The sequence below is a fragment of the Planococcus ruber genome, assembly GCF_022819085.1.
GTDB classification, from domain to species: domain Bacteria; phylum Bacillota; class Bacilli; order Bacillales_A; family Planococcaceae; genus Planococcus; species Planococcus ruber.
The window spans coordinates 83,300-108,556 of the sequence record NZ_JALHAG010000009.1 but is presented as its reverse complement, the minus strand read 5'-3'; the positions used below and the strand labels follow the sequence as shown (position 1 = coordinate 108,556).

Sequence of the window (25,257 nt, the reverse complement as noted above, 5' to 3'; positions counted from 1 at the left end):
GATGAGAAAAGCGGAATTGAAACGAGATACGAATGAAACGAAAGTGGCGGTTGCCTTTTCACTGGATGGCGAAGGAAAGGCCGATATCGAAACCGGCGTCCCGTTTATGGACCATATGCTGGATCTGTTCATCAAGCACGGGTTATTTGACGGCGAGATTAAAGCGGACGGCGATACGCATATTGACGATCACCACACAACGGAAGATATCGGCATTGTGCTCGGCCAGGCAGTGAAAGAAGCCCTGGGTGATAAAAAAGGGATTCGCCGCTACGGCAACGCATTTGTGCCGATGGACGATGCACTTGCCCAAGTGGTCATCGATTGTTCCAACCGCCCTCACCTTGAACTGAGAGGCGAAATTCCAAATGCCAAAGTCGGCACATTCGATACCGAATTGGTGCAGGAATTTCTGTGGAAATTCGCGCTTGAATCCCGCATGAACGTCCACGTCATCATCCATTACGGCAAAAACACACACCACATCATCGAAGCGGTTTTCAAAGCATTAGCGCGTGCGCTCGACGAAGCGACAAGCATCGACCCGCGGGTGAAAGGCGTGCCTTCGACAAAGGGGCTGTTGACATGATCATCGGCATTATCGATTACGGCATGGGCAATCTCTTCAGTGTGGAACAAGCGCTGAAGAAATTGGATTGCACGGTGATTCTCTCGGATGATCCGGAGATTCTGAAGGAAGCGGAAGGGATTTTGCTTCCGGGCGTCGGGGCTTTTCCGGACGCGATGGAATTGTTGAATGAAAAAGGCTTGTCTTCGTTTATCCGATCGTTGCCGGAACGGAAAATTCCGCTTCTCGGGATTTGCCTCGGCATGCAATTATTATATGAAGACAGTTCAGAAGTAAAACCGGCAAATGGCCTTGGCTTACTGAAAGGCCAGATTCGCCGCTTTGAAAAAGGCACGCACCGCATCCCGCATATGGGATGGAACCGTTTGGAGTTTTCGCGGATGCCTTATTGGCTTGATGAGCTGCAAGTCGACACGCACGTCTATTTTGTCCATTCGTTTTTAGCGGTCAATACCGACGAACAGGAAGTATTTGGAACTGTGAGCTACGGGGAAGTGCAGGTGCCGGGAGTGGTCGGCTCCGGGTTGATCACCGGCATGCAGTTCCACCCGGAAAAATCAGGTGATTTCGGCCATTATTTATTGGAGCAATGGATTGCAAATGTCAGGAGGAATCTCGATGAGCAAGTTTCAGATCTACCCCGCCATTGATTTGCGCGGCGGCAAATGCGTACGCCTTTTCCAAGGGGATTACGACCAGGAAACGGTATACGGCGATTCGCCGGTGGACATGGCGAAGCAATTCGCAGCATCAGGAGCGGAATGGATCCATATGGTGGATTTGGACGGCGCCAAAGACGGAGTCCGCATCAACGACCAAGTCGTGATCGAAGCGGCGAAATTGCCGGTTAAGGTCCAAATCGGCGGCGGCATCCGTACCCGTGAAGACATTGAACATTATTTATCAAACGGCGTGAGCCGGGTCATTATCGGCAGCCTTGCCATCCGCAACCCGGAACTTGCGGTTTCCTTTATAGAAGAATTTGGAGCCGAGAAAATTGTCATCGGCATTGATGCGAAAGACGGCATGGCGGCGACTGAAGGATGGCTTGAAACGTCGAGCCAATCGGCAACGGATGTCGCCAACTTTTTCGCTTCCAAAGGCGCGAAGCATTTCATCTACACGGATATCGCTACAGACGGTACTCTGCAAGGCCCGAATATCGAGGCTAATAAACAATTGGTGTCAGCTGATCAGGCGGAAGTGATCGTTTCGGGCGGCATCGGGACGCTTGAAGATATCCGCAGCGTTAAACAGGCGGCGGCCGACAGTTCGATTGCCGGCGTCATCATCGGAAAAGCATTGTATGAAAAACGCTTCACGCTCGAGGAGGCGCTATCATGCTGACGAAACGCATTATTCCGTGCCTCGACGTCAAAGAAGGACGTGTTGTCAAAGGCGTCAGTTTTGTGTCGCTCCGGGATGCCGGAGATCCCGTGGAGCTTGCCCGTTTCTACGATAAGCAAGGCGCCGATGAATTGGTGTTTCTCGATATTTCCGCATCACACGAAGGGAAAGAGACAATGGTTGAAGTTGTAAAAACCGTCGCGACCGAATTGTCGATTCCGTTCACAGTCGGCGGCGGCATCCGGACGCTTGAAGACATCAAGCGGATGCTGCGGGCCGGAGCGGATAAAGTGTCGTTGAATACGGCGGCGCTGGACCGTCCGGAATTGATCAAAGAAGGCGCCGACTATTTCGGTTCGCAGTGCATCGTAGTTGCGATCGATGCGAAAAGAAACGGCGACAGCTGGGACGTCTATACGCACGGCGGACGCAATAAAACCGAATGGGACGCCGTCGAATGGGCGAAGCAAAGCGTCGAACTTGGCGCCGGTGAATTGCTTCTTACGAGCATGGACAAGGACGGACAAAAAGACGGATTTGATTTGAGCATGATTCAGGCGGTCCGGGAAGCGGTTGAAGTGCCGGTCATCGCGAGCGGCGGTGCAGGAAACCGCGAGCATTTTGCCGAAGTCTTTGAAGAAGTGGACGCAGATGCGGCGCTCGCCGCTTCGATATTCCATTACAAAGAAACGAGCATCGCTGAAGTAAAAGATTATTTAAAAACTAAGGGAGTGAATGTCCGATGAGCAAAATCCAATACGATGAAAACGGGCTGATTCCCGTGATTATTCAAAACGCTGAAACGAAAGAAGTATTGACCTTGGCTTACGCCAATGAAGAAGCGGTCAACAAAACCATCGAACTTGGCGAAACATGGCTGTATTCGAGAAGCCGCAAGGAACTTTGGAACAAAGGGGCGACGAGCGGCAATACGCAGCAAGTGACCGCTGTACGCTTGGATTGCGACGGCGACGCGCTGATCTACGAAGTGATTCCGAACGGGCCTGCCTGCCACACAGGAGAAAACAGCTGCTTCAATGAAACACTTTCCGGAACGCCAAACCCGTCGAAAGCGGATATGTTCAAGGAACTGACCGAATTGATCCGGAACCGTGAGCAGGAAATGCCGGAAGGGGCTTATACAACCTACCTCTTTACCGAAGGCGTCGATAAGATCTGCAAAAAAGTCGGAGAAGAGGCAGCGGAAGTCATCATTGCCGCTAAAAACCGGGATCCACAGGAATTATCTATGGAAACGGCCGATTTGTTCTACCACGTACTGGTCTTGCTTCAAGAACAAAAAGTGGATTTGGACCAGGTGATTTCTGTGCTGCAAGAGCGGCATGCAGTAAAAACTTCAAGTAAATAACAGGGAAATATGCTATAATGACAGCATATTTAAGTGAAGGAGCGATGACTATCGTTCCTTTTACTTTTGCGGAGGCATATTTTGGAGAATAAAAAACAGAAAAACTATCAGAATGTCCTGTCGTTTATTCCAACAGGCGAATATTATTACAAAAAAGGCTTAAAAGAGCTGCAGAAAGAGCAGTATCCAAAAGCCCATAAATACTTGCAGCGGGCAACTGAATTAAGCCCTGAATCAGCGGTCATCTGGACGCAATTCGGCATCGTCCTCATGGAGATGCAGGAATTTGAGCAGGCGATGGAAGCGCTGCGGACAGCGCATGAGCTGGATCCGCTGCAAGCTGAAACCCTCTTTTTCCTGGCAGAAGTCCATGCGCATATGGGCATGTTCCTGGAAGCGCGGAATTATGCCAAGAAATATACGGAAAGTGTTCCTCAAGGGCAATACGTGGCCGAGGCGCTTGAAATCATCGATTTTGCGGAACAGGAAGACTGGCAGCTGTTTGATGATGAAGGGGAAGCGCAGGACAGCGAAGATTTCTATCAACAGGAAAAAGCGCGGCGCCTCATGGAGCAAGGCGATTTTGCGAAGGCCGTCACCCTCCTTGAAAATCTGATTGAGGAAAAACCCGATTTCTGGGGAGCCCACAATAATCTGGCTTTGGCCTATTTCTATATCGGCGAAACGGAGATGGCAAAAGCGCTATTGCATGATGTGTTAAGACGCAATACGGGCAATCTCCATGCGCTGTGCAATCTGGCCGTATTTCATTATTACGAAAAGAACGAAGAACTTGAAGATGTCTTGGCGCTTTTGAAAAAGATCCAGCCTTATGTTTTTGAGCACCGCTATAAATTAGGGGCTACATTTGCGCTTGTCGGCAAATACAAAGAAGCTTATCGCTGGCTCAGAAGCCTTCAAAAACGCGGCTTTGATGGAGACCCGGCTTTTTATTTCTGGCTGTCGCATGCAGCCTACCATTCGGGCCATGAAGAGGTCGCCAGACAGGCCTGGAAGCAACTAACGAAAATGGATCCCGGCAAAGACGGCTATGAACCGTGGTACGAACATGAGAAAATGCCCCATGAAGATGCATTGGAGCATAACCGCGACTATTTGATCGACAAGCTTGACCACGAGCATCGCAGTGAACGGCTATTCGGTCTGTTCTTACTCGGAAAATCATCCCATAAACAGGAAATCATTTCGCATCCGAAATGGCTGAAGGCAGAACAGCCGACGGTCCTTGAAACGTATTTGCTCGGATATGCACTGGGCCATTCCTTTAATGACTCGATCCAGGAAGAAAAAGCATTTTTGCGGGCGATGGAAGCGACGGAGATTCTGTACGCTGAAGAAAACATGGTCACAGAGAAAGGCTCTTATGCATTCCAAATGTGGTTCATGTTAGTGGAAAGAGCGTTTGATCGCGGGTATGAATTTAAAAACCCCCGGGCGCTTGCGGCGGCCGTGGATTATATGGTCAAATCCTCGCGAGACCATGCCATTACAAAAAAAGGAATTGCCGCGCATTTCGGAGTATCCGCGGCGACTTTAACAAAATACGTAAATCAATTGATCCAATATCTGCCGATTTTTGAGTCCTAGGCAAAAACCTTGCTGGAAAAGAAAATATCTTATACGATTTACTTATTGAGACCGAGGAGGGCCTATTATGACTGAAACAACAAACATTTACGACGTGATTATTATCGGAGCCGGACCAGCAGGCATGACCGCTGCTGTGTACACTTCAAGAGCCAACCTTTCAACGTTGATGCTTGAACGTGGTATTCCAGGCGGACAAATGGCCAACACCGAAGAAATTGAAAACTATCCAGGCTTTGACCACATCTTGGGGCCGGATCTTTCCAACAAAATGTTCGAACATGCGAAAAAATTTGGCGCAGAATATGCGTATGGCGATGTAAAAGAAATCATCGACGGCGAAGAATACAAAACGATCAAAGCGGGCTCGAAAGAATACAAAGCGCGTGCAATCATCATTACAACCGGAGCCGAATACAAAAAAATGGGCATCCCGGGCGAAAACGAATTGGGTGGACGCGGAGTCAGCTATTGTGCGGTTTGTGACGGGGCGTTCTTTAAACAGAAAAATCTGGTCGTAGTGGGTGGAGGAGACTCTGCAGTAGAAGAAGGCGTCTACTTGACGCGCTTTGCTGACAAAGTGACGATTGTCCACCGCCGCGATGAACTAAGAGCTCAAAAGATCCTCCAGGACCGCGCATTTGCCAATGACAAAATTGATTTTATCTGGAGCCATACGGTGAAAGAAATCAACGATGAAAATGGCAAAGTCGGCAGCGTGACGCTGGTGTCAACAAAAGACGGAGAAGAGCAGGAATTTAAAGCAGACGGCGTATTCATCTATATCGGTATGCTTCCATTGACTAAGCCATTCGCTGAATTAGGCATTTTAAATGACGAAGGCTATGTCGTAACGAACGAAAAAATGGAGACTTCCGTGCCAGGAATTTACGCTGCAGGGGACGTACGCGAGAAAATGCTTCGCCAAGTGGTGACAGCTACAGGCGACGGAAGCATCGCTGCCCAGGCTGCTCAGCATTACATTGAAGAATTGCTTGAAAAAACAGGGATTAAAGCTTAATTTAACGCGTTCTTAACGCTTTTGTAACACCGTTGACATGAAGCGGTGGTATAGTAAGGATAGTAAATTGACCCCCTTTTTATAAAGTGATTTGACAGGCCGTTTTCCGGAAATTCCGGGAGGCGGCCTCTTTTTGTGTTTGGCATCCATCTGCTGTGGATAAACCGGGCGCTTTGGATTTACGGTGCTTGTCGGGGCTACCCAGGCGCTTCTGCTTTTCTTTCTTTGCATGACACGCCAGGATAGTTGTATAATGGAGAGAGTTTACAAAAGATACGGAGTGTCGAATGTGCAGAGAATTGCGAATTTATTAGTAGTCCGTGATGGACAAGTACTGTTATTAAGAAAACCTCGGCGCAATTGGTATGTCGCTCCGGGCGGGAAAATGGAATCAGGCGAGTCGATTTATGAAGCGGGGATCCGGGAATTCACGGAAGAAACCGGAGCAAAACCGATCGGCACCCATTTAAAAGGCATTTATACAATGATGATTTATGAAAACGGTCAAGTCGTCGATGAATGGATGCTTTATACATTTATCGCGAGAGATTTAGAAGGCCAATTATTTGAAGAGACGAGAGAAGGATTGCTGGAATGGCATCCGGTCGAGAGTTTGGCGTTTTTACCAATGGCAGAAGGAGACCGCAGCAACTTGCTGTTTGCGGTAAGCCAGCCAGGTATGCAATACGGGACTTTCCATTACACAGCTGATTTTGAATTGATCAAGGAAAGTTTACAAACATCGGTCGAAGAGGAGAATCCCCAAAATGGATAAACATGTAGAAGAGACAGAGTTAATCATTATTACCGGCATGTCTGGAGCCGGAAAAACGGTCGCTATCCAGAGCTTTGAGGATCTTGGGTTTTTCACCATTGACAATTTGCCGCCGGCATTATTGCTGACGTTCATCCAGTTGATGAGAGATTCCGGAAAATCGATGAAGCGAGTCGCGGCCGTGATGGATCTTCGGGGAGGCGACTTTTTCGATAGCCTGGTCGATGCAATTGACAACATTTCGAAAGAGCCGAAAGTTTCAACGACCTTGCTGTTTTTGGATGCTGACAACCAGACGCTTGTCAGCCGCTACAAAGAGTCAAGACGCTCACATCCGTTATCTCCGGGCGGCTTAGTGCTCGGCGGGATCAAAAAAGAGCGCGACATGCTGATGGACCTTCAAGGAAGAGCGAAATACATCTACAATACTTCCACTATGACCCCACGGCAATTGAAAGAAAAAATTGTCAGCGATTTTGCATCAACTTCAAGCAATGTTTTTACCGTGAACGTGATGTCATTTGGATTCAAGCACGGCATGCCGATTGATGCCGACTTGGTCTTCGATATCCGTTTTCTGCCAAACCCCTATTATATAGAAGAGTTAAAACCGATGTCGGGTCTGGATGCACCGGTCTCGGATTATGTGCTCCAATGGACTGAAACGCAGACCCTGATCGAAAAGCTGACCGATCTGTTTGAATTTATGATTCCCCAGTACAAAAACGAAGGCAAAGCACAGCTGGTGATCGCTTTTGGCTGTACGGGCGGGCAGCACCGCTCCGTGACATTTGCCGAATATTACGGAAAACTGCTGGCAGAAGGCAATAAAACCATTATTACGCATCGTGATGTCAAAACAAGAAAGGGCTGAGTACATGACAGGTGCTTTACGCCGTAAGCGTGTTGTCATTATAGGTGGGGGCACGGGGCTTTCCACTTTGTTAAGAGGATTAAAGAAATTTCCGCTTGATTTAACGGCTATCGTCACGGTAGCCGATGACGGAGGAAGCTCAGGACGCTTGCGCAACGATTTGGACATTCCGCCGCCAGGCGACATCCGGAATGTCATGGCGGCTTTGTCGGATGCAGAGCCGCTCGTTGCTGAAATGTTTCAGTACCGTTTTAAACAATCGCTTGATTTGGACGGGCATTCATTAGGGAATTTGATGCTCGCAGCTTTAACTGAAATCACAGGAGATTTCTCGCACGCAGTGCGGGAAATGAGCCGGGTGCTGAATGTCAATGGGACGGTATTGCCCGCTGCCAATCAGTTGGTCACGCTTCATGCCGAATTCGAAGATGGCACCATTGTGAGCGGCGAATCCAAAATTCCTGCTTATCTGCAGCCCATTAAACGGGTTTTTTTAGAGCCTAATGACGTAAAAACCTTGCCGGACACCATTGCCGCGATCAATCGAGCGGATGTGATTGTTATCGGGCCGGGTTCTCTTTATACCAGCATTTTGCCGAATTTATTGGTAAAAGATATTAAAAAAGCCTTAATGGCATCACAAGCGAAAAAGATCTACATTTGCAATTTGATGACGCAAGCAGGCGAAACCTACCACTATACAGCTTCCGACCATGTCCAAGCTTTGTATGACCATGTAGGAGAAGACTTTTTAGATGCTATCCTCGTCGGAAAAATTCAATTTCCGCCGTCGGTAGTGGAACGCTATAAGAAAGAACGGGCTTGGCCAGTAGAATATGACGAAGAACATCTGCGGAACATGGGACTTGAAGTCTACAAAGAAGAAATCACGAATATCTTTGGAGAGGCCGTGCGCCATGAACCGATGAAAGTTGCAGAATGGTTATTTGGATATGCCGGTGGCCTTGCTAAAGAAGATTCAAAGCATCTTTACTTCTAATGCTTTGAAGAGGGGGGACTAGGTTTGTCTTTTGCATCGGAAACAAAAAAAGAACTGACTCAAATCGAAGTCGATGATTGCTGTGGAAAGGCGGAATTATCCGCATTGATCCGGATGAATGGCACATTGTCTTTCTCGAATCGGCAATTGAGCCTGGATATCCAGACGGAAAACGCGGCGATTGCACGCCGAATCTATACATTGCTGAAAAGATTTTACAAAGTCTATTCGGTCGAATTGCTCGTCCGCAAAAAAATGCGGTTGAAAAAGAACAATGTCTATATTTGCCGTCTACGCGAAGGCGCGAAAATGATTCTGGAAGATTTAGCGATCATTTCGGAAGGCTTCCAGTTCCATCACGATATCGACAAAAAATTGATTGAGAAAAATTGCTGCAAACGTTCGTATTTAAGAGGCGCTTTCCTAGCAGGAGGATCGGTCAACAATCCCGAAACTTCTTCTTACCATTTGGAAATCTACTCGTCTTATAAAGACCATGCGGATTCTCTGGTGGAACTCATGAACGAATTCCAACTGAACAGCAAAACCATTGAACGGAAAAAAGGCTTCATCACTTATTTGAAAGAAGCGGAAAAGATTGCAGATTTTCTCAGTCTGACGGGCGCGCATTCAGCGTTGCTGAAATTCGAAGACGTCCGGATCATCCGCGATATGCGAAACAGCGTCAATCGCCTGGTCAACTGCGAAACCGCCAATCTGAATAAAACCATCGATGCGGCTTTGCGGCAAGTGGAAAATATCCGGTTTATCGACAATGTGATCGGCATCGACCAGCTGCCTGAGCGGCTCCGGGAAATTGCGCGCTTGCGCGTTGAATACCAGGATGTTACCTTGAAGGAACTGGGGGAAATGGTGTCGACGGGGAATGTCAGCAAGTCTGGCGTCAACCACCGTTTGCGCAAAATCGATGAAATTGCTGAATCGCTGAGAAAAGGAGAAATGATCGGCCGGTAGCCCCGTCCGTTCTTTCATATATTTTTAAAGAGTCTAGTCAGTTTTAGAGGAGGATCAGCATGGTTGAAAAACAAGTGGAAGTTCAATTGAAATCCGGTTTGCAGGCACGGCAAGCGGCTTTGTTTGTTCAGGAAGCAAACCGCTACAGTTCAGATGTATATCTTGAAAAAGATGATAAAAAAGTAAATGCGAAAAGCATCATGGGCATCATGAGTTTAGCAATCAGCAAAGGCACGACCGTAAAAATTTCAGCTGATGGCAACGATGAGCAAAATGCCGTGGATTCACTGGCCGGACTTGTTGAACAAGAAGGATAATAAAAAAAGCTTGCAGCCATTTCGGCTGCAAGCTTTTTCGTTTCAAACTTATTTTTCTTCCAACATTTTGTTGCGCGTGATGATTTGGTCAACGAGACCGTATTCAAGCGCACGTTCCGCAGTCATGAAGTTGTCGCGGTCAGTGTCTTTTGAAATCACTTCAAGCGGCTGTCCAGTACGCTCCGCTAAAATTTCGTTCAATTTTTCGCGAAGGTGCAAGATGCGTTTTGCAGCGATTTCAATTTCAGTTGCTTGGCCTTGAGCACCGCCAAGTGGCTGGTGAATCATGACTTCAGCATTCGGCAATGCATAGCGTTTGCCTTTTGTTCCAGCTGCAAGCAAGAAAGCGCCCATTGAAGCCGCCATCCCGATGCAAACCGTTTGGACATCCGGTTTGATGAATTGCATAACATCGTAGATCGCCATACCAGCTGTAATGCTTCCGCCCGGGCTGTTGATGTAGATGGAAATATCTTTTTCTGGATCTTCCGCTTCAAGGAACAGCAGCTGAGCGACGATTGAGTTTGCCACGTTATCATCGATTCCGCTTCCCAACATAATGACGCGGTCTTTCAAAAGGCGAGAGTAAATGTCATATGCACGTTCGCCTCTGCTTGTTTGTTCAATTACTGTAGGAATTAAGTTCATAAGATAGTTCCTCCTCATAATAGATAGTTTCTAGCCATGCTGAAAAAATCATTTCAGCTGTATTAATATCATACACATCATGGTCAATGAAGGTCAAATCTAACGAATTGCAAAAATCAACTTGAAATGTTTTTTTGTTATGGTTATAATAGAAAAGTCGTTAAGGACTACTTGCCCTCGTAGTGTAATGGATCACACGCAAGATTCCGGTTCTTGAAATGGGGGTTCGATTCCCTCCGAGGGTATCCGTAGCCGCTCGTTCCACTTTATTCAGTGGAACGGGCGGCTTTTTCTTTTGGCTGAAGAGACAGCTAGCGGGCAAATCTAAGGATTTCCGCGTCAGACAAGTTGCTTAATTATATTATGGGTGAATAGTATAATAGCGTCACTAGCAAATAAAAATGAAAGAGGGAAAGCAATGCTTACTTTATATACCCGTTCAAATTGTGAACTATGCGAAGAAGCGAAATTGATGTTGGAGCTGGTCAAAGAAGATTTTCCGCTGGAGTATCAGGAAGTCGATATTGAAAGCGATGAACAGCTGCACGAAAAATATATGCTGATGATACCGGTTATTGAAAGAGAAGGAGAAATTCTCATCTACGGAAGGATCGGCTACGTTGAACTGCTCGAAGCGTTAGAATTTTAACGCTTCTTTTTATTTGCATTTTGGAAAGCCGTTCGGTAGAATGTAACTAGTGGGACAGAAAAATATTGAGTGGGACAAAAACCGTCCAACTTGAAATGGAGTGAATCAATGGATCCATTAACGGAAGCGAAAAAAAAGCTCATGCCGGAAATGACCGACCTCCTAACAAAACGTTATCAAATTCTTCAGACGATCCAGATGGAAGAGCCGATTGGCAGGCGTACGCTGAGTGAACTTGCTGGAATGACCGAACGCGACATCCGGAAAGAAACGGATCTTCTGCGTGGCCAGCAATTGATTGAAGCGAAAACTGCCGGGATGGCGATATCGCCGCAAGGAATAGAAGTGCTGGAGGCATTGAAAGAATTCATGCGTGAAATGTCCGGCTTATCCAATATGGAAAAGCAGCTGAAAGCCATTTTAGGGATTTCGCAAGTGCTGATCTTGCCTCAGGACAGCGACGATATTCCAGCAGTTAAAACGAAAATCGGTAAAGAGGCCGCAAGGTTATTAGAAATGAAGTTCCCACTTCATAAAAAAATCGCCGTGACTGGCGGCAGTACGATGGCTGCTATCTCAAAAGAGATTTCTTCTGACAAACGGGACCGGTCGCTGCAATTTATTGCAGCGCGAGGCGGACTCGGAGAAGATGTGCTCCATCAGGCAAACACCATTGCATCACTTTTTGCAGAGAAGACAGGCGGAGCGGTCAAAACGCTTTACTTGCCAGACCATCTCAGCGCAGAAGCCTACGAAATGATGATGCGTGAACCGGTCATCAAAGAAATGATGGATTTGTATGATGAGACGGACGTCGTCGTGCATGGAATCGGCAACGCCGAGGAAATTGCGCTTCACCGGAAATCATCGCCGGAAGAAGTCGAGATGATCCGCAAAGGCGGCGCGGTCAGCGAAGCATTCGGCTATTACTTCGACAATGAAGGAAATGTTGTTTATCGCATCCGAACTGCGGGAATCCAAATGGAACAGGTCCAAAAAGCGAAAGCCATTTTGGCTGTAGCGGGAGGACGATCAAAAGCGAAAGCGATTCTTTCTTATTTCAACATTGCACCGAGACAGACCGTGCTTGTTACGGATGAAGGTGCAGCAAGAAAAATAATTGAGTTAACTACAAAACAGGAGGAATTTTAAATGACTTTAAAATTAGCGATTAACGGATTTGGACGTATTGGACGTATTGTATTCCGCCAAGCATTGGCAAACGAAGAAGTGGAAGTTGTCGCAGTAAACGATTTAACAGATGCTAAAATGTTGGCGCACTTGCTTAAATACGATTCAATCCACGGCACATTGGATGCGGAAATTTCATCTGAAGGCAATGACTTGATCGTAAACGGCAAGAAAATCCACGTTTACTCTGAAAAAGATCCTGCAAACTTGCCATGGGCAGAAAACAACATCGATATCGTCATCGAATCTACTGGATTCTTTACAAATGCTGACGATGCGAAAAAACACATCCAAGCAGGGGCTAAAAAAGTTATCGTTTCAGCTCCAGGCAAAAACATGAAGACACTCGTAATGGGCGTTAACCATGAAAGCTACAACCCACAAGAAGACGACGTGATTTCAAACGCTTCTTGTACAACAAACGGCCTTGCTGGAATTTCTAAAATCTTGAACGATAAATTCGGCATCAAAAAAGCGATGATGACAACGATCCACTCGTACACAAACGACCAAATCCTGTTGGATTCACCGCATAAAGACTACCGCCGTGCACGTTCTGCAGCAGAATCAATGATTCCGACAACTACAGGCGCTGCAGTTGCCGTAACAAAAGTATTGCCAGAACTTGAAGGCAAACTGGACGGAATGGCAATCCGCGTTCCTACACCAAACGTTTCATTGATCGACTTAGTTGCTGAGTTGAACACAGACGTAACAGTAGAAGACGTAAACAACGCGTTGAAAGAAGCAATCGACAAAGACGAAAATGCTTTCTTGAGCTACAGCGAACTTCCGCTTGTTTCACGCGACTACAACGGAGTGACAGCTTCATCTACTGTTGACCTATTATCTACAATGGAACTTGGCGGCAACATGGTAAAAGTTCTTGCATGGTATGACAACGAATCAGGCTATTCTGCACGATGCATCGACATCGCGTTGCACATGTACAAAACAGGGCTGTAATCCCAAAATCATAGCTTAATTTCCGATGAACCTCTATAATGAAAGAGGGTAAAAGGGGTGGGGATTTACCCCACCCCTTCTTTTTATTTAAACGAACGGGAGGTAATTTCATGTTGAAGAAGATGACCATGAAAGACGTGGACTTAAAGGGGAAACGTGTATTTTGCCGAGTAGATTTCAACGTGCCAATGGCTGAAGGAAACGTAACCGACGACACGCGCATCCGTGCGGCATTGCCGACCATCGAATATTTGGTGGAGAACGGTGCAAAAGTGATTCTGGCGAGCCATTTAGGCAGACCAAAAGGCCAAGTCAGCGAAGACTTGAGACTGGCTCCTGCCGGTGCAAGGCTGGCTGAATTATTACATAAAGAAGTAAAGAGCCTCGATGAGTCGATCGGGGAAAACGTGGAACAGGCCATAGCGGCTATGGAAGAAGGCGATATCGTCTTGTTGGAGAATGTCCGCTTCCATCCAGGTGAAGAAAAAAATGATCCGGAATTAGCGAAAGCTTTTGCTGATTTGGCTGATGTCTTCGTAAACGATGCATTTGGCGCAGCACACCGGGCGCACGCAACTACTGCCGGTATTGCCGAGCATCTTCCAGCAGTTTCCGGTTTGCTTTTAGAGAAAGAATTAGATGTCCTAGGAAAAGCTTTGTCTGAACCGGACCGCCCGTTCACAGCGATTATCGGCGGCGCAAAAGTAAAAGACAAAATCGGGGTCATTGACCACTTGTTGGATAAAGTCGATAACTTGATCATTGGTGGCGGCTTATCGTATACATTTGTGAAAGCGCAAGGCTATGAAATCGGAACTTCTTTATTAGAAGAAGATAAAATCGATTTGGCACTGTCTTTCATCCAAAAAGCGGAAGAAAAAGGCGTGAAAATGTATCTTCCGGTTGACGTAGTCACGACAAAAGAATTTTCAAATGACAGCGAAACGAAAGTGGCTGACATAAAAGAAATTCCAAGCGACTGGATGGGGCTGGATATCGGGCCGAAAACAGTGGAACTTTATGCAGACGTCATCAAGAATTCGAAATTGGTCATCTGGAACGGGCCAATGGGCGTTTTTGAAATGAGTTCTTTCGAAAATGGCACGAAATCGGTAGCGCAGGCGATGGCTGAAACGGATGCTTACACGATCATTGGCGGCGGCGATTCAGCAGCGGCAGTAGAGCAATTCCACGTAGCCGATCAAATGGACCATATCTCAACAGGCGGCGGTGCCTCTCTTGAATTCATGGAAGGCAAGGATCTTCCAGGAGTCAGTGCACTGACGGACAAATAAACAATAAAGTTAACAATGTTTAAGAAAACGGATAAGAGGAGTGGATTTCTTTGAGAAAACCGATTATTGCAGGTAACTGGAAAATGTACAAAACGTTTTCAGAAGCTAAACAATTCATCGAAGAAGTAAAAGGATTGGCACCGGATGCAGATAAAGTCGATTCGATCATCTGCGCACCTTCCCTATTCCTTCAACCATTAGTGCAGGCTACGGAAGGCAGCACGCTTCAAATTGGTGCCCAAACGATGCATGATGCAAAAGAAGGCGCCTATACTGGGGAAGTCAGCCCGGTCCAATTGAAAGATATCGGCATCAATTATGTCATTCTTGGCCATTCGGAGCGTCGCCAGTATTTCAATGAAAGCGACGTTTCGGTCAATAAAAAAGTCAAAGCTGCATATGAGCATGGCATTACGCCGATCATGTGCGTAGGTGAAACATTGGAGCAGCGTGAAAGCGGCGCAACCGCTTCGATCGTAGAAAACCAAGTAGCAGCAGGCGTTGCCGGGTTGGCTGAAGAGCAGATCAACCAATTGGTCATTGCCTATGAGCCGATTTGGGCGATTGGAACTGGAAAAACAGCCACTGCTGAAGATGCGAATGAAGTTTGCGGCGTAATCCGCAAAAAAATCGCGAGTCTTTACAGCCAGGAAGCGGCCGATCAAGTCCGCATCCAATACGGCGGCAGCGTAAAACCGGCGAATATCGAAGAATTGCTCGGCATGGAGCACATCGACGGCGCATTGGTCGGCGGTGCAAGTTTAGAGGCAGATTCATTTGTCAAATTACTAGAGGCGGGATTGCATGCGTAATACAGAAAATCCAGTGGCACTTATCATTTTAGATGGCTTCGGCTGCCGCCAGGAAACATTCGGCAATGCAGTTGCGCAAGCGAAAAAACCTAATTTTGATAAACTCTGGGAAACCTATCCACATAATCTTTTAACGGCATCTGGCGAGGCTGTCGGCCTGCCGGATGGCCAAATGGGCAATTCGGAAGTCGGGCATTTGAATATAGGTGCAGGCCGCATCGTTTATCAGAACTTGACCCGCATCCATAAATCAATCCGTGATGGCGACTTCTACCAAAACCCGGCGTTTCTTGAAGCGGTAGCCAATGTAAAAGCGAAAGGTACTTCGCTTCACTTGATGGGCTTATTGTCAGACGGCGGTGTCCATAGCCACTATGAGCATTTGTTTGCGCTTTTGGAACTTGCGAAGCAGCAAGGTTTGACGGAAGTCTACGTTCACGGCTTCCTAGATGGCCGTGACGTCGGCCCGCAAACAGCGCTCGGCTATATTGAAAAAACAGAAGAAAAAATGGCAGAAATTGGCATTGGCCGGTTTGCATCCATCAGTGGACGCTATTATGCCATGGACCGCGACAAACGTTGGGACCGTGCAGAAACAGCTTACCGCGTCATCGTCGACGGGGTGGGTCTGACTGCATCTTCTGCAACAGAAGGATTAGTTGAATCGTATGACCAGGGCGTCATGGACGAATTCGTTGTGCCGTATGCGATTGTCGAGGAAGGCGAACCGGTTGCAACGATCAACTCGGATGATTCGATCATCTTCTTTAATTTCCGTCCCGACCGGGCGATCCAGTTGACTTCGGCATTGATTACGGAAGATTTTAATAGCTTCCCGTTAAGCGCCAATCATCCGAAGAACCTGACTTTTGTATCTTTCACTTCTTATAGTGACCTTCTGCCAACGCGCATCGCTTTTGAAACGGTGAACTTGGAGAATACAATCGGCGAAGTGATTTCGGCAAATGGTTTGACGCAGCTGCGCATTGCGGAAACTGAGAAATATCCGCACGTTACGTTCTTCATGAGCGGCGGACGCGAAAATGTTTTCCCGGGTGAAGACCGGATTTTGGTCGATTCACCGAAAGTGGCGACTTATGACCTGCAGCCGGAAATGAGCGCGTATGAAGTGACAGAGAAATTGGTCGCTCAAATCGAAGCGGATGCACACGACGCGATTATCTTGAACTTCGCTAATCCGGATATGGTCGGCCATAGCGGGATGATTGAACCAACGATCAAAGCCATCGAAACCGTTGATGAATGCTTAGGCAAAATCATTGATGCGCTGCATGCAAAAGGCGGTTCGGCCATCATCACAGCGGACCACGGAAACGCGGACGAAGTGGTGACAATCGACGGCTTGCCGATGACGGCGCATACGACAAACCAAGTGCCGGTCATCGTCACTAAACCAGGGGAAGTGCTGCGAAACGACGGCATCCTGGCCGATTTAGCACCAACTGTTCTCAAATTATTGAACATCGAACAACCGAAAGAAATGACAGGAAGACCACTATTCTAAACTAAGGGAGCTGTTTATACATGCCAATCATTACTGACATTATTGCACGCGAAATTTTGGATTCACGAGGAAACCCAACAGTCGAAGTTGAAGTATTCACAGAAAGCGGCGCGTTCGGCCGCGCAATCGTTCCATCTGGAGCATCTACAGGAGAATATGAAGCTGTAGAACTTCGCGATGGTGACAAGAGCCGCTACCTTGGAAAAGGCGTTCTTAAAGCAGTTGAACACGTAAACAGCGAAATTGCGAATGAACTAGAAGGCAACTTCTCCGTTCTTGACCAAGTTTCGATCGATAAAGCGTTGATCGAATTAGATGGCACTGAAAACAAAGGCCGTCTTGGCGCTAACGCAATTCTTGGCGTTTCAATGGCAGTGGCTCATGCAGCTGCAGATTACTTGGACCTTCCGCTTTATCAATACTTAGGCGGCTTTAACGCAAAACAATTGCCGGTTCCAATGATGAACATCTTGAACGGCGGCGAGCACGCAGATAACAACGTCGACATCCAGGAATTCATGGTTATGCCAGTAGGCGCTGAATCTTTCCGCCACGCAGTTCGCATGGGCGCTGAAATCTTCCATAACTTGAAGAGCGTCTTGAAAGAAAAAGGCTACAACACTTCTGTTGGGGACGAAGGCGGATTTGCTCCGAACTTAGGATCAAACGAAGAAGCGCTTCAAACAATTATGGAAGCGATCGAAAAAGCCGGCTACAAACCAGGCGAAGATGTCTTGCTTGCCATGGACGTTGCGTCTTCTGAAATCTACGATAAAGAAAAAGGCGTTTACAACTTGCCAGGCGACAACACAGTGAAAACTTCTGCTGAAATGGTTGACTGGTACGAAGAGCTTTCAAACAAATACCCAATCGTTTCAATCGAAGACGGTTTGGATGAAAACGACTGGGAAGGCCATAAATTATTGACTGAACGCATTGGCGATCGCGTTCAATTAGTAGGGGACGACTTATTCGTAACCAATACGAAGAAATTGGCTCAAGGGATTGAGCAAGGCGTCGGCAACTCCATCTTGATCAAAGTAAACCAAATCGGTACGTTGACAGAGACATTCGATGCTATCGAAATGGCGAAACGTGCAGGCTACACAGCAGTCATCAGCCACCGTTCTGGTGAATCCGAAGACGTTACGATCGCGGACATCGCGGTAGCGACAAACGCTGGGCAAATCAAAACGGGTGCCCCTTCCCGCACAGACCGCGTTGCGAAATACAACCAATTGCTGCGCATCGAAGATCAGTTGAACGAAACTTCTCAATACCTTGGTGTGAAAACTTTCTACAACTTGAAAAAATAAATGCAAATCATGACTTTTTAACGATGCTATTGTCATAGTTCTAAGTTTTTGGTAAACTTAGTCTTGTTGTGAAAGTTCTTGTCCAGGAGGTGGAATTTATGCATACGTTGTTAATGACGCTTCTTGTCATCGTATCGCTCGCATTAATCGTTGTCGTTTTATTGCAATCAGGAAAAAGTGCAGGTCTTTCGGGAGCCATCTCCGGTGGAGCAGAGCAACTTTTCGGCAAGCAAAAAGCACGTGGGCTGGACCTAGTCTTGCACCGAGTAACGATCGTGCTGGCTGCCTTATTCTTTATTCTGGCTATCGCCGTTACAAAAGTTTAATGTAGAGATTAAATCGCCTGACCATGACACTGGTTAGGCGTTTTCTTTTAGGGCAGGATAGTTTATTTTTTCTTCCGATATTCCGCAAAACAGCTGCGCTGAAAAGATTTGCTCCTGCATCGCTTCGCTAGCTTCGTCGCAAAGACTTGGCCTTGCGGGCTACAGCCAATGTCTTTCCTGCGGGCGAGCGCCAAGCCTCCTCGGACTGCGTCCTGCGGGGTCTCGGCTTTCTCGCTTTCCCGCTGGAGTCTTCGCTGTTATGCTTCATATCTAGGTGTGAAGATAAAAATTTTAATATGAAATTTTAAGTTATACGTAAATTGAATGGAGGATTTTTATGCGGATTTCGCAGCCAAAACCATTTTTCTTTAAATCAGGGCCGAGAGCGGTCTTGTTGTTGCACGGATTTACAGGGAACTCGGCGGATGTCCGGATGCTTGGCCGGTTCTTGGAAAAGCATAATTATACATCGATTGCGCCTCATTACGCAGGGCATGGTGTAGAGCCGGAAAAGCTGATTCCGACAGGGCCGGAAGATTGGTGGAAAGATGTCGAGGCAGCTTATCACCAATTGCGGGATGAAGGCTATACCGAAGTTGCCGTGGCTGGATTGTCGCTTGGCGGCGTATTCACACTGAAATTAGGGTATACATTCCCTGTGAAGGGTTTGGTGACGATGTGTGCGCCAATGTATATGAAAACAACCGACTTGATGTATGAAGGCGTTGTAAAATATGCACAGGAATACAAGAAGTATGAAGGAAAAAGCGACGAAGTTATCGAAGAAGAAATGGAAGAGTTCAAAAAGCATCCGATGGAATCTTTAGCAGATCTGCAGGCACTAATCGCGGATGTGAAAGAACATGTGGACCATGTCTATGCACCGCTATTTGTCGTCCAAGGCAGATTAGACGATGTCATCAATACGGATTCTGCCAATGTCATTTACGAGAATGCAGAATCATTTGAGAAAAAGATAAAGTGGTATGAGGAATCCGGGCACGTCATCACGCTCGATAAAGAAAAAGAACAATTGCACGAAGATATTTTAGCGTTTCTCGAAACACTCGATTGGGGTGTGTGAAGCGTCTAAAGGAGGAAATGTAGATGGGAAAAAATGAAGCGTCTCTGGACCAAAGGTTATTGTCGTTTATGCGCGAAGATGCGTATAAACCTTTGACTGTACAAGAAATAGAAGAGCAATTCGGCTTTGAAGACGCCGATGAATTTAAAGAATTGGTGAAAACTTTAGTGAAGCTGGAAGAAAAAGGGCTGCTCGTCCGTTCACGCGTGAACCGCTACGGCGTACCGGAACGCATGAACTTGATGCGCGGAAAATTTATCGGCCATCCACGAGGCTTCGGTTTTGTGGCGCCTGAAGAAGCGGGCATGGATGATGTGTTTATTCCGCCGACGGAAGTAAACGGTGCGATTAACGGAGATACGGTCTTGATCCGAATTTCTGAGAATTCGTCCGGTGACCGCCGTGAAGGAGCGATTATCCGTATCCTTGAACGCGGAACGACGAAAGTGGTCGGCACGTTCCAGGACAATCGCGGCTTCGGCTTCGTGATATCCGATGATAAGAAAATGAACATGGACATCTTTATCGCCAAAGAAGATACGTTAGGCGCTGTAGATGGCCATAAGGTCGTTGTGGAAATCACGGGCTGGCCGGAAGGCAGAAAATCTGCGACCGGCATGGTCACGCAAATTCTTGGCCATAAAAACGATCCGGGCGTCGACATTTTATCGATCATCCATAAATATGGCATTGAAACGGAGTTTCCGGCAGATGTGCTGGAAATGGCAAACAGCGTACCGGAAGAAATCGATCCCGCTGATTTGAACGATCGCCGCGACTTGCGGAATGAGCAGATCGTAACGATTGACGGCGCTGATGCAAAAGACTTGGATGATGCGGTTCAAGTCGTGAAGCTGGAAGACGGCACGTATAAACTCGGCGTCCACATTGCCGATGTCAGCCATTACGTAACGGAAGATTCGCCGATCGACCGGGAAGCATATGATCGCGCTACGAGCATTTATTTGACGGACCGCGTGATTCCGATGATTCCGCATCGCTTGTCGAATGGGATTTGTTCGTTGAATCCGCAGGTGGATCGTCTGACTCTATCGTGTGAAATGATTTTCAACGATAAAGGGGAAGTGTTGTCACATGACATTTTCCAAAGTGTCATCAATACTTCCGCGCGGATGACGTATACGGACGTATACGAAATTCTGGAGCAGGACAATAAAGAACTAAAAGAAAAATACGCTGAACTTGTGCCGATGTTCGAGCTCATGAAAGAACTCGCTGCGATTCTGCGCGATCGCCGCATGCGCCGCGGGGCCATCGATTTCGATTTCAAGGAATCGAAAGTGCTGGTGGATGAAGACGGCTATCCGGTGGATGTCGTTGTCCGCGAACGTACGGTGTCTGAACGCTTGATCGAAGAATTCATGTTAGCTGCGAACGAAACGGTCGCAGAGCATTTCCACCGCATGGAAGTTCCGGCGATTTACCGGATCCACGAAGATCCGAATCCTGAGAAACTGCAGCGCTTCTTTGAATTCGTGACGAATTTCGGGATTGTCGTGAAAGGGACGGGGAACCAAATCCATCCGAAAGCCTTGCAGGAAATCATTGAGTCGATCGAAGGCACACCGGAAGAGCCGGTCGTTTCGACGATGATGCTTCGTTCGATGCAGCAGGCGAAATACTCTTCGGAGAGCCTTGGGCATTTCGGTTTGTCGACAGAATTCTATACGCATTTCACCTCGCCGATCCGCCGTTATCCGGATTTGATCGTGCACCGCTTGATCCGTACGTATTTGATCAATAAAGACTTGTCAAAAGCGACAATCATGCATTGGGAAGCGAATATGGATGAAATCGCTGAGCATACGTCCGAGCGTGAGCGCCGGGCGGTAGAAGCGGAACGCGATACGGATGCGTTGAAGAAATCTCAGTACATGGCAGATAAAATCGGGGAAGAGTTTGACGGCATTATTAGTTCCGTTACGAATTTCGGCTTATTTATCGAATTGCCGAACACGATTGAAGGGCTTGTACACGTTTCTCATATGACCGACGATTATTACCGCTTCGACGACCGCCAGATGATGATGATCGGCGAACGCAGCAATCGCCAGTTCCGCATCGGCGACGAAATTCGCATCAAAGTCATCGGCGTGAAGCCGGAAGAATCCGCGATCGACTTTGAAATTGTCGGCATGCCGGAAGTGAAGCGCCGCACGCGGAAAGACGCACCAAAAGTCATCCGTGCGACGAAAAAAGAAGGCGCTGGGAAACCGGGGCGCGGAGGCAAGCCAGGCCGCGACGGAAGATCAGGCGAAGGCGGCGGACCGACACGCAAGCCGAAAAACAAAAAGAAAAAGTTCTATGAAGGCGTAGCAAGAAACAAGAAGAACAAAAAGAAAAAATAAACCGGTTTAATAGAATAGACAGTATAGAGTTGCGCGTTCAAGGTGTAAACATCGGCGTCCCAGAGTAGATGGGGCGCTCGCGCTTTTCTGAATCCAGTTGAGGTGAACAGCATGGCAAAAGGTGAAGGCAAAGTCATTGCCCAAAACAAAAAAGCCGGCTTTGATTATTTCATCGAAGAAACGATCGAAGCGGGCATCGTATTGCAAGGAACAGAAATCAAATCGGCACGAAACGGCAAAGTCCAATTGGTCGATGCATTCGTCCGGATCCGGAACGGCGAAGCGTGGATTTCGAATATGCATATTGCCCCGTACGAGCAAGGCAATATCTTCAACCACGATCCGACCCGCGTCCGGAAACTGCTTTTGCACAAAAAGCAGATCAACGAATTGATCGGCGTCTCAAAAGTGCAAGGAGCTGCGATCATTCCATTGAAGATGTATTTAAAAGATGGGTACGCGAAAGTGCTCCTCGGCATCGGTAAAGGGAAGAAGAACTACGATAAGCGCCAGGATCTGAAGAAAAAAGATGCGAAGCGCGAAATCGACCGGGCCATCAAGGACCGCGGCCGCTACTGATCGCTTTTCTTGATATTTAGTCCCTATTGCCCTATAATTAATTTATAACACCGAAGCTAACATCTTCCGTGTTCCCTTTTATATGAGGGGACGTTACGGATTCGACAGGGATGATCTGGGCTTGGGTCGCGCGTCGGAGGATCGGCTCCGTCACCAACGTAACTATAGTAACTGGCAAAACAAACCAAAACCTAGCATTCGCAGCGTAAGCTCGGATCTGCTCTTAGCATCCATCACCCATGTGGCTGTGTAGAGCTCAACTTTAGTGGGATACGGTCGGCAGTGCAACTTGAGCTGTCGGCAAGAGATTTTCAAGTTAGCGCATACGACGCCTGCTTATCGGCATAGTACTGCGCGAAACCTAAATGGATAAGCTACACGCGTAGACGCTCAAGTAGCGGAGTTTCTGGACGCGGGTTCGACTCCCGCCGTCTCCATTCATAAGAGTAAGAATTTTAAAAAGATCGGAAGCCTTTAATTATTAAAGGCTTCCGATCTTTTTACATTTGGAGCTATTATTTTATTTGGGTATTAAACTTATAAAAAGGACTTAATTATATCCTTGTCTCCGATTTAATAAGTTTGAACTTTTTTTTGCAATTTCTTTGATGAAGTAATCTGAAGTTTTCCCCCAATCATAATATGAACTTTGTGTAATTTTTTCAATGATATTATTTAATAGGATTTCACGATCTGATAATGAAGAAAAAATCTTTTTATAAGAGGATCCTTCTAATAGAGTTGTTCTTAAATTTAATTTGAACTCAGCATTAAAGCCTGGATAATATGAGAAATCATTCAGTAAATAAAAGTAATCACTTTCAAAGAAAATATAATCTGCACCTTTGTTCTTGTAATTTGAAATAAAAGTATGGATTGAAGTCGTTAACACCTTTAGAACAGTTTTAAAATTTGATTGAACAGCTTTTAAATCGTCGTCTAATATATAGTATGCTATAGAGCACAATACGAAATAATTACCACTATATTTTTGAATAGTCTTGCAGAGGAAGTCTGAGCTAATTTTTTTAGGTAATGCTTTCATATATATGAATATGTCATACATTTGTGGGATATGATTGAAATTATTTCTTAATAAAATAAATAAATGTTGAAAAAACTTTTCTTCTAAATATTTTATTTTCTCCAATTTTTCTTCTTCAATATCATCTAAAATATCTTCTGATTTAATTCTTTTAATCTTTTGGCTTAACATTGCATAAGTAGCAATTAAATTATGAGTACTATGATAATTAATTTTCAGTGAATAAATGTTAGTTATTAATTCTAAGATTATGGATAATGATATTTTATCGTTTTCAAACTTAATAACACTTCTTATATATTTAAGAAAGTAATTTAATATCTTTGTCGTAGAATTTGGATGTTCTAAAATAAGTAATTCAATATTATCTCTTATTTTTTGTAATTTAGAACGAAACTTAAAAGGGTTTTCGTCTTCGGAAATTTTATAAGTGTCAATAATGTAAATAAGCTTTGTAATTGCCACGTCATTAAATTGGAAAGGTTTGTTTTGTAAAGAGCTTTTGCTTAAATTTAACTTAAGGTTATAGGAGTCTAGACTTTTAATTAAATTTTCTTCGATTAATTTAATAGTTTTACTTTCATTAAAAAAAATATGGTAATCGTCCATAAAACGATATATTTTATAATCTTTTTCTTTAATTAAATTTTCTATTTCAAGGGCTTTGTATAAGTCAATATCTACTCTTGATAATAATACTTCAGAAATAACTCGTGAGAATTCAGGGCCAACGACAATACCGTTCGTTTCATTGAAATTAATTATCTGACAAATTTTATCAGATGCATTAGGAAATATATTATCGTAGGTGGGACCCTTATATCTTTTTGCAATTGATTTATCACCAAATATGGCCCAAGCGATAGAATGAGAATATATACTACTGAAAAAGTTTTGTATATCAAGTTTCTTAAAATGATTATACTTGTAAAGATCCCTTTTAAATTTATTAGATTTATGTAAATCAGTGATTTTTTTGAAGTTTTTATATGAAAAGTAATTATGAAAATATTCCGCTGTTTCTTCACTCGTAATTGATTGTTCATTTGTAAAATTAAATTCTTCTTCGATTTTTGTAGTTTCTTTTTTAATTGCTTGAGTTATATTAAATACTGGATTATTGCGAATAATAGGGGACCTAACACTATATTTAGACTGCTTACAAAAAGAAACTATCATTTGTTCATATCTCAAAATATATTTAAACATCTGTAACTGTGCAAATGGATGTAATAAAGACATTTTTCTTTGATCAGAATTATTTTTAGGAATATAAAAATAATATGGAACGGTAATAACACTTGAAAATATTTTCTTCTTATCATTTTCTTTATCAATTATAGAATTTAAAATCCCCCTGTTAAAATTTTGATATAAATTTTTATTATTAAATAGTATAGGAATTTCCTCAGGTAAAGTTTCTGTTCTGAAAAATAAGTTTTCTCTCATAGCTACCTCTTTCCACTTGTTGAATTAATTGTAATTATATACTAAAATCTATATTAGCAGAAAACCTCTGTGAAATAGCTTACTTTCGTTAATTCGATCTTTAACCCATTAACTGCTTCTCATATGAA

General features: G+C 45.4%; 25 protein-coding genes, 1 tRNA gene and 1 other RNA gene. 25 read left to right on the top strand and 2 right to left on the bottom strand.

Annotated features, from left to right (window positions below; translation table 11 throughout):
• Nucleotide 1: 1 nt before the first annotated feature.
• The 12 genes from hisB to MTR82_RS11700 all read left to right on the top strand — a co-directional run bounded on the left by hisB (nt 2) and on the right by MTR82_RS11700 (nt 9,875).
• Nucleotides 2–589, top strand: a complete 588-nt coding sequence (gene hisB / locus MTR82_RS11755) for an imidazoleglycerol-phosphate dehydratase HisB (RefSeq protein WP_407674782.1) — start codon at nt 2–4, stop codon at nt 587–589.
• Nucleotides 586–1,239, top strand: a complete 654-nt coding sequence (gene hisH, locus MTR82_RS11750) for an imidazole glycerol phosphate synthase subunit HisH (protein WP_246809222.1) — start codon at nt 586–588, stop codon at nt 1,237–1,239. Before hisB ends, hisH begins: the two co-directional genes overlap by 4 nt.
• Nucleotides 1,208–1,936, top strand: coding sequence for a 1-(5-phosphoribosyl)-5-[(5-phosphoribosylamino)methylideneamino]imidazole-4-carboxamide isomerase (gene hisA / locus MTR82_RS11745; protein WP_246809221.1), 729 nt, complete (start codon nt 1,208–1,210; stop codon nt 1,934–1,936). The genes hisH and hisA overlap by 32 nt, the downstream gene beginning before the upstream one ends.
• Nucleotides 1,930–2,682 carry an imidazole glycerol phosphate synthase subunit HisF gene (hisF, locus tag MTR82_RS11740; RefSeq protein WP_246809220.1) on the top strand — a complete coding sequence of 251 codons (753 nt, stop codon included), beginning with the start codon at nt 1,930–1,932 and terminating at the stop codon, nt 2,680–2,682. Before hisA ends, hisF begins: the two co-directional genes overlap by 7 nt.
• Nucleotides 2,679–3,305 (top strand): bifunctional phosphoribosyl-AMP cyclohydrolase/phosphoribosyl-ATP diphosphatase HisIE, encoded by a 627-nt coding sequence (hisIE, locus tag MTR82_RS11735; RefSeq protein WP_246809218.1) that lies wholly within the window; start codon nt 2,679–2,681, stop codon nt 3,303–3,305. The genes hisF and hisIE overlap by 4 nt, the downstream gene beginning before the upstream one ends.
• Before the next feature lie 81 nt (nt 3,306–3,386).
• A complete protein-coding gene (locus MTR82_RS11730) occupies nt 3,387–4,913 on the top strand; it encodes a tetratricopeptide repeat protein (protein WP_246809216.1) in 1,527 nt (508 codons plus the stop codon).
• 67 nt (nt 4,914–4,980) lie between these two features.
• Nucleotides 4,981–5,934: a thioredoxin-disulfide reductase gene (gene trxB / locus MTR82_RS11725; protein WP_052652240.1), complete on the top strand. Its 954-nt coding sequence runs from the start codon at nt 4,981–4,983 to the stop codon at nt 5,932–5,934.
• A 289-nt stretch (nt 5,935–6,223) separates the two neighbouring features.
• Nucleotides 6,224–6,709: an NUDIX hydrolase gene (locus tag MTR82_RS11720; RefSeq protein ID WP_246809336.1), complete on the top strand. Its 486-nt coding sequence runs from the start codon at nt 6,224–6,226 to the stop codon at nt 6,707–6,709.
• Nucleotides 6,702–7,583 carry an RNase adapter RapZ gene (rapZ, locus tag MTR82_RS11715; protein ID WP_246809215.1) on the top strand — a complete coding sequence of 294 codons (882 nt, stop codon included), beginning with the start codon at nt 6,702–6,704 and terminating at the stop codon, nt 7,581–7,583. The genes MTR82_RS11720 and rapZ overlap by 8 nt, the downstream gene beginning before the upstream one ends.
• A gap of 4 nt (nt 7,584–7,587) precedes the next feature.
• Nucleotides 7,588–8,583, top strand: coding sequence for a gluconeogenesis factor YvcK family protein (locus tag MTR82_RS11710; RefSeq protein ID WP_246809214.1), 996 nt, complete (start codon nt 7,588–7,590; stop codon nt 8,581–8,583).
• Nucleotides 8,584–8,607: 24 nt separating this feature from the next.
• Nucleotides 8,608–9,558, top strand: coding sequence for a DNA-binding protein WhiA (whiA, locus tag MTR82_RS11705; RefSeq protein WP_052652236.1), 951 nt, complete (start codon nt 8,608–8,610; stop codon nt 9,556–9,558).
• Between the two features lie 59 nt (nt 9,559–9,617).
• Nucleotides 9,618–9,875 carry an HPr family phosphocarrier protein gene (locus MTR82_RS11700; RefSeq protein ID WP_052652235.1) on the top strand — a complete coding sequence of 86 codons (258 nt, stop codon included), beginning with the start codon at nt 9,618–9,620 and terminating at the stop codon, nt 9,873–9,875.
• A gap of 48 nt (nt 9,876–9,923) precedes the next feature.
• On the opposite strand, the gene clpP is transcribed toward MTR82_RS11700, so the two are convergent.
• Nucleotides 9,924–10,523: an ATP-dependent Clp endopeptidase proteolytic subunit ClpP gene (gene clpP / locus MTR82_RS11695; protein WP_052652234.1), complete on the bottom strand. Its 600-nt coding sequence runs from the start codon at nt 10,521–10,523 to the stop codon at nt 9,924–9,926.
• 173 nt (nt 10,524–10,696) lie between these two features.
• Between clpP and MTR82_RS11690 the strand changes: the two genes are divergently transcribed.
• The 13 genes from MTR82_RS11690 (at nt 10,697) to ssrA (ending at nt 23,075) form a co-directional block, all read left to right on the top strand.
• A tRNA-Arg gene (locus MTR82_RS11690) sits at nt 10,697–10,768 on the top strand.
• 173 nt (nt 10,769–10,941) lie between these two features.
• A complete protein-coding gene (locus tag MTR82_RS11685; protein ID WP_052652233.1) occupies nt 10,942–11,172 on the top strand; it encodes a glutaredoxin family protein in 231 nt (76 codons plus the stop codon).
• A gap of 108 nt (nt 11,173–11,280) precedes the next feature.
• Entirely contained in the window at nt 11,281–12,324 is a 1,044-nt protein-coding gene (locus tag MTR82_RS11680; protein WP_052652232.1) for a sugar-binding transcriptional regulator, read from the top strand.
• Nucleotides 12,325–13,329 carry a type I glyceraldehyde-3-phosphate dehydrogenase gene (gap, locus tag MTR82_RS11675; protein WP_052652231.1) on the top strand — a complete coding sequence of 335 codons (1,005 nt, stop codon included), beginning with the start codon at nt 12,325–12,327 and terminating at the stop codon, nt 13,327–13,329. It abuts the gene before it with no gap.
• Between the two features lie 113 nt (nt 13,330–13,442).
• Nucleotides 13,443–14,624, top strand: coding sequence for a phosphoglycerate kinase (locus tag MTR82_RS11670; RefSeq protein ID WP_199876663.1), 1,182 nt, complete (start codon nt 13,443–13,445; stop codon nt 14,622–14,624).
• Nucleotides 14,625–14,674: 50 nt separating this feature from the next.
• Nucleotides 14,675–15,436 carry a triose-phosphate isomerase gene (gene tpiA, locus MTR82_RS11665; RefSeq protein ID WP_246809213.1) on the top strand — a complete coding sequence of 254 codons (762 nt, stop codon included), beginning with the start codon at nt 14,675–14,677 and terminating at the stop codon, nt 15,434–15,436.
• A complete protein-coding gene (gpmI, locus tag MTR82_RS11660) occupies nt 15,429–16,961 on the top strand; it encodes a 2,3-bisphosphoglycerate-independent phosphoglycerate mutase (RefSeq protein WP_052652228.1) in 1,533 nt (510 codons plus the stop codon). The genes tpiA and gpmI overlap by 8 nt, the downstream gene beginning before the upstream one ends.
• 20 nt (nt 16,962–16,981) lie before the next feature.
• Complete coding sequence (eno, locus tag MTR82_RS11655; RefSeq protein WP_246809212.1) at nt 16,982–18,277, top strand: phosphopyruvate hydratase; 1,296 nt, start codon at nt 16,982–16,984, stop codon at nt 18,275–18,277.
• Between the two features lie 98 nt (nt 18,278–18,375).
• A complete protein-coding gene (secG, locus tag MTR82_RS11650) occupies nt 18,376–18,603 on the top strand; it encodes a preprotein translocase subunit SecG (RefSeq protein ID WP_008429540.1) in 228 nt (75 codons plus the stop codon).
• Between the two features lie 337 nt (nt 18,604–18,940).
• Nucleotides 18,941–19,687, top strand: coding sequence for an alpha/beta hydrolase (locus tag MTR82_RS11645; protein WP_246809211.1), 747 nt, complete (start codon nt 18,941–18,943; stop codon nt 19,685–19,687).
• Between the two features lie 23 nt (nt 19,688–19,710).
• Nucleotides 19,711–22,056, top strand: coding sequence for a ribonuclease R (gene rnr, locus MTR82_RS11640; protein WP_246809210.1), 2,346 nt, complete (start codon nt 19,711–19,713; stop codon nt 22,054–22,056).
• A 111-nt stretch (nt 22,057–22,167) separates the two neighbouring features.
• Nucleotides 22,168–22,635 carry an SsrA-binding protein SmpB gene (gene smpB / locus MTR82_RS11635; RefSeq protein WP_052652223.1) on the top strand — a complete coding sequence of 156 codons (468 nt, stop codon included), beginning with the start codon at nt 22,168–22,170 and terminating at the stop codon, nt 22,633–22,635.
• Between the two features lie 86 nt (nt 22,636–22,721).
• Nucleotides 22,722–23,075: a transfer-messenger RNA gene (gene ssrA, locus MTR82_RS11630) on the top strand.
• 110 nt (nt 23,076–23,185) lie between these two features.
• Here ssrA and MTR82_RS11625 read toward each other — a convergent pair.
• The gene (locus MTR82_RS11625; RefSeq protein ID WP_246809205.1) at nt 23,186–25,129 is read right to left on the bottom strand and encodes an RNA-directed DNA polymerase; all 1,944 of its coding nucleotides are present in this window, start codon (nt 25,127–25,129) and stop codon (nt 23,186–23,188) included.
• Nucleotides 25,130–25,257 lie beyond the last annotated feature (128 nt).

Excerpts from the sequence above, each read along its gene's own strand:
- hisB (WP_407674782.1), top strand. The coding sequence starts at position 2 with ATGAGAAAAGCGGAATTGAAACGAGATACGAATGAAACGAAAGTGGCG.
- hisH (WP_246809222.1), top strand. The coding sequence starts at position 586 with ATGATCATCGGCATTATCGATTACGGCATGGGCAATCTCTTCAGTGTG.
- hisA (WP_246809221.1), top strand. The coding sequence starts at position 1,208 with ATGAGCAAGTTTCAGATCTACCCCGCCATTGATTTGCGCGGCGGCAAA.
- hisF (WP_246809220.1), top strand. The coding sequence starts at position 1,930 with ATGCTGACGAAACGCATTATTCCGTGCCTCGACGTCAAAGAAGGACGT.
- hisIE (WP_246809218.1), top strand. The coding sequence starts at position 2,679 with ATGAGCAAAATCCAATACGATGAAAACGGGCTGATTCCCGTGATTATT.
- trxB (WP_052652240.1), top strand. The coding sequence starts at position 4,981 with ATGACTGAAACAACAAACATTTACGACGTGATTATTATCGGAGCCGGA.
- rapZ (WP_246809215.1), top strand. The coding sequence starts at position 6,702 with ATGGATAAACATGTAGAAGAGACAGAGTTAATCATTATTACCGGCATG.
- MTR82_RS11710 (WP_246809214.1), top strand. The coding sequence starts at position 7,588 with ATGACAGGTGCTTTACGCCGTAAGCGTGTTGTCATTATAGGTGGGGGC.
- MTR82_RS11700 (WP_052652235.1), top strand. The coding sequence starts at position 9,618 with ATGGTTGAAAAACAAGTGGAAGTTCAATTGAAATCCGGTTTGCAGGCA.
- clpP (WP_052652234.1), bottom strand. The coding sequence starts at position 10,523 with ATGAACTTAATTCCTACAGTAATTGAACAAACAAGCAGAGGCGAACGT.
- MTR82_RS11685 (WP_052652233.1), top strand. The coding sequence starts at position 10,942 with ATGCTTACTTTATATACCCGTTCAAATTGTGAACTATGCGAAGAAGCG.
- MTR82_RS11680 (WP_052652232.1), top strand. The coding sequence starts at position 11,281 with ATGGATCCATTAACGGAAGCGAAAAAAAAGCTCATGCCGGAAATGACC.
- gap (WP_052652231.1), top strand. The coding sequence starts at position 12,325 with ATGACTTTAAAATTAGCGATTAACGGATTTGGACGTATTGGACGTATT.
- gpmI (WP_052652228.1), top strand. The coding sequence starts at position 15,429 with ATGCGTAATACAGAAAATCCAGTGGCACTTATCATTTTAGATGGCTTC.
- eno (WP_246809212.1), top strand. The coding sequence starts at position 16,982 with ATGCCAATCATTACTGACATTATTGCACGCGAAATTTTGGATTCACGA.
- secG (WP_008429540.1), top strand. The coding sequence starts at position 18,376 with ATGCATACGTTGTTAATGACGCTTCTTGTCATCGTATCGCTCGCATTA.
- MTR82_RS11645 (WP_246809211.1), top strand. The coding sequence starts at position 18,941 with ATGCGGATTTCGCAGCCAAAACCATTTTTCTTTAAATCAGGGCCGAGA.
- rnr (WP_246809210.1), top strand. The coding sequence starts at position 19,711 with ATGGGAAAAAATGAAGCGTCTCTGGACCAAAGGTTATTGTCGTTTATG.
- smpB (WP_052652223.1), top strand. The coding sequence starts at position 22,168 with ATGGCAAAAGGTGAAGGCAAAGTCATTGCCCAAAACAAAAAAGCCGGC.
- MTR82_RS11625 (WP_246809205.1), bottom strand. The coding sequence starts at position 25,129 with ATGAGAGAAAACTTATTTTTCAGAACAGAAACTTTACCTGAGGAAATT.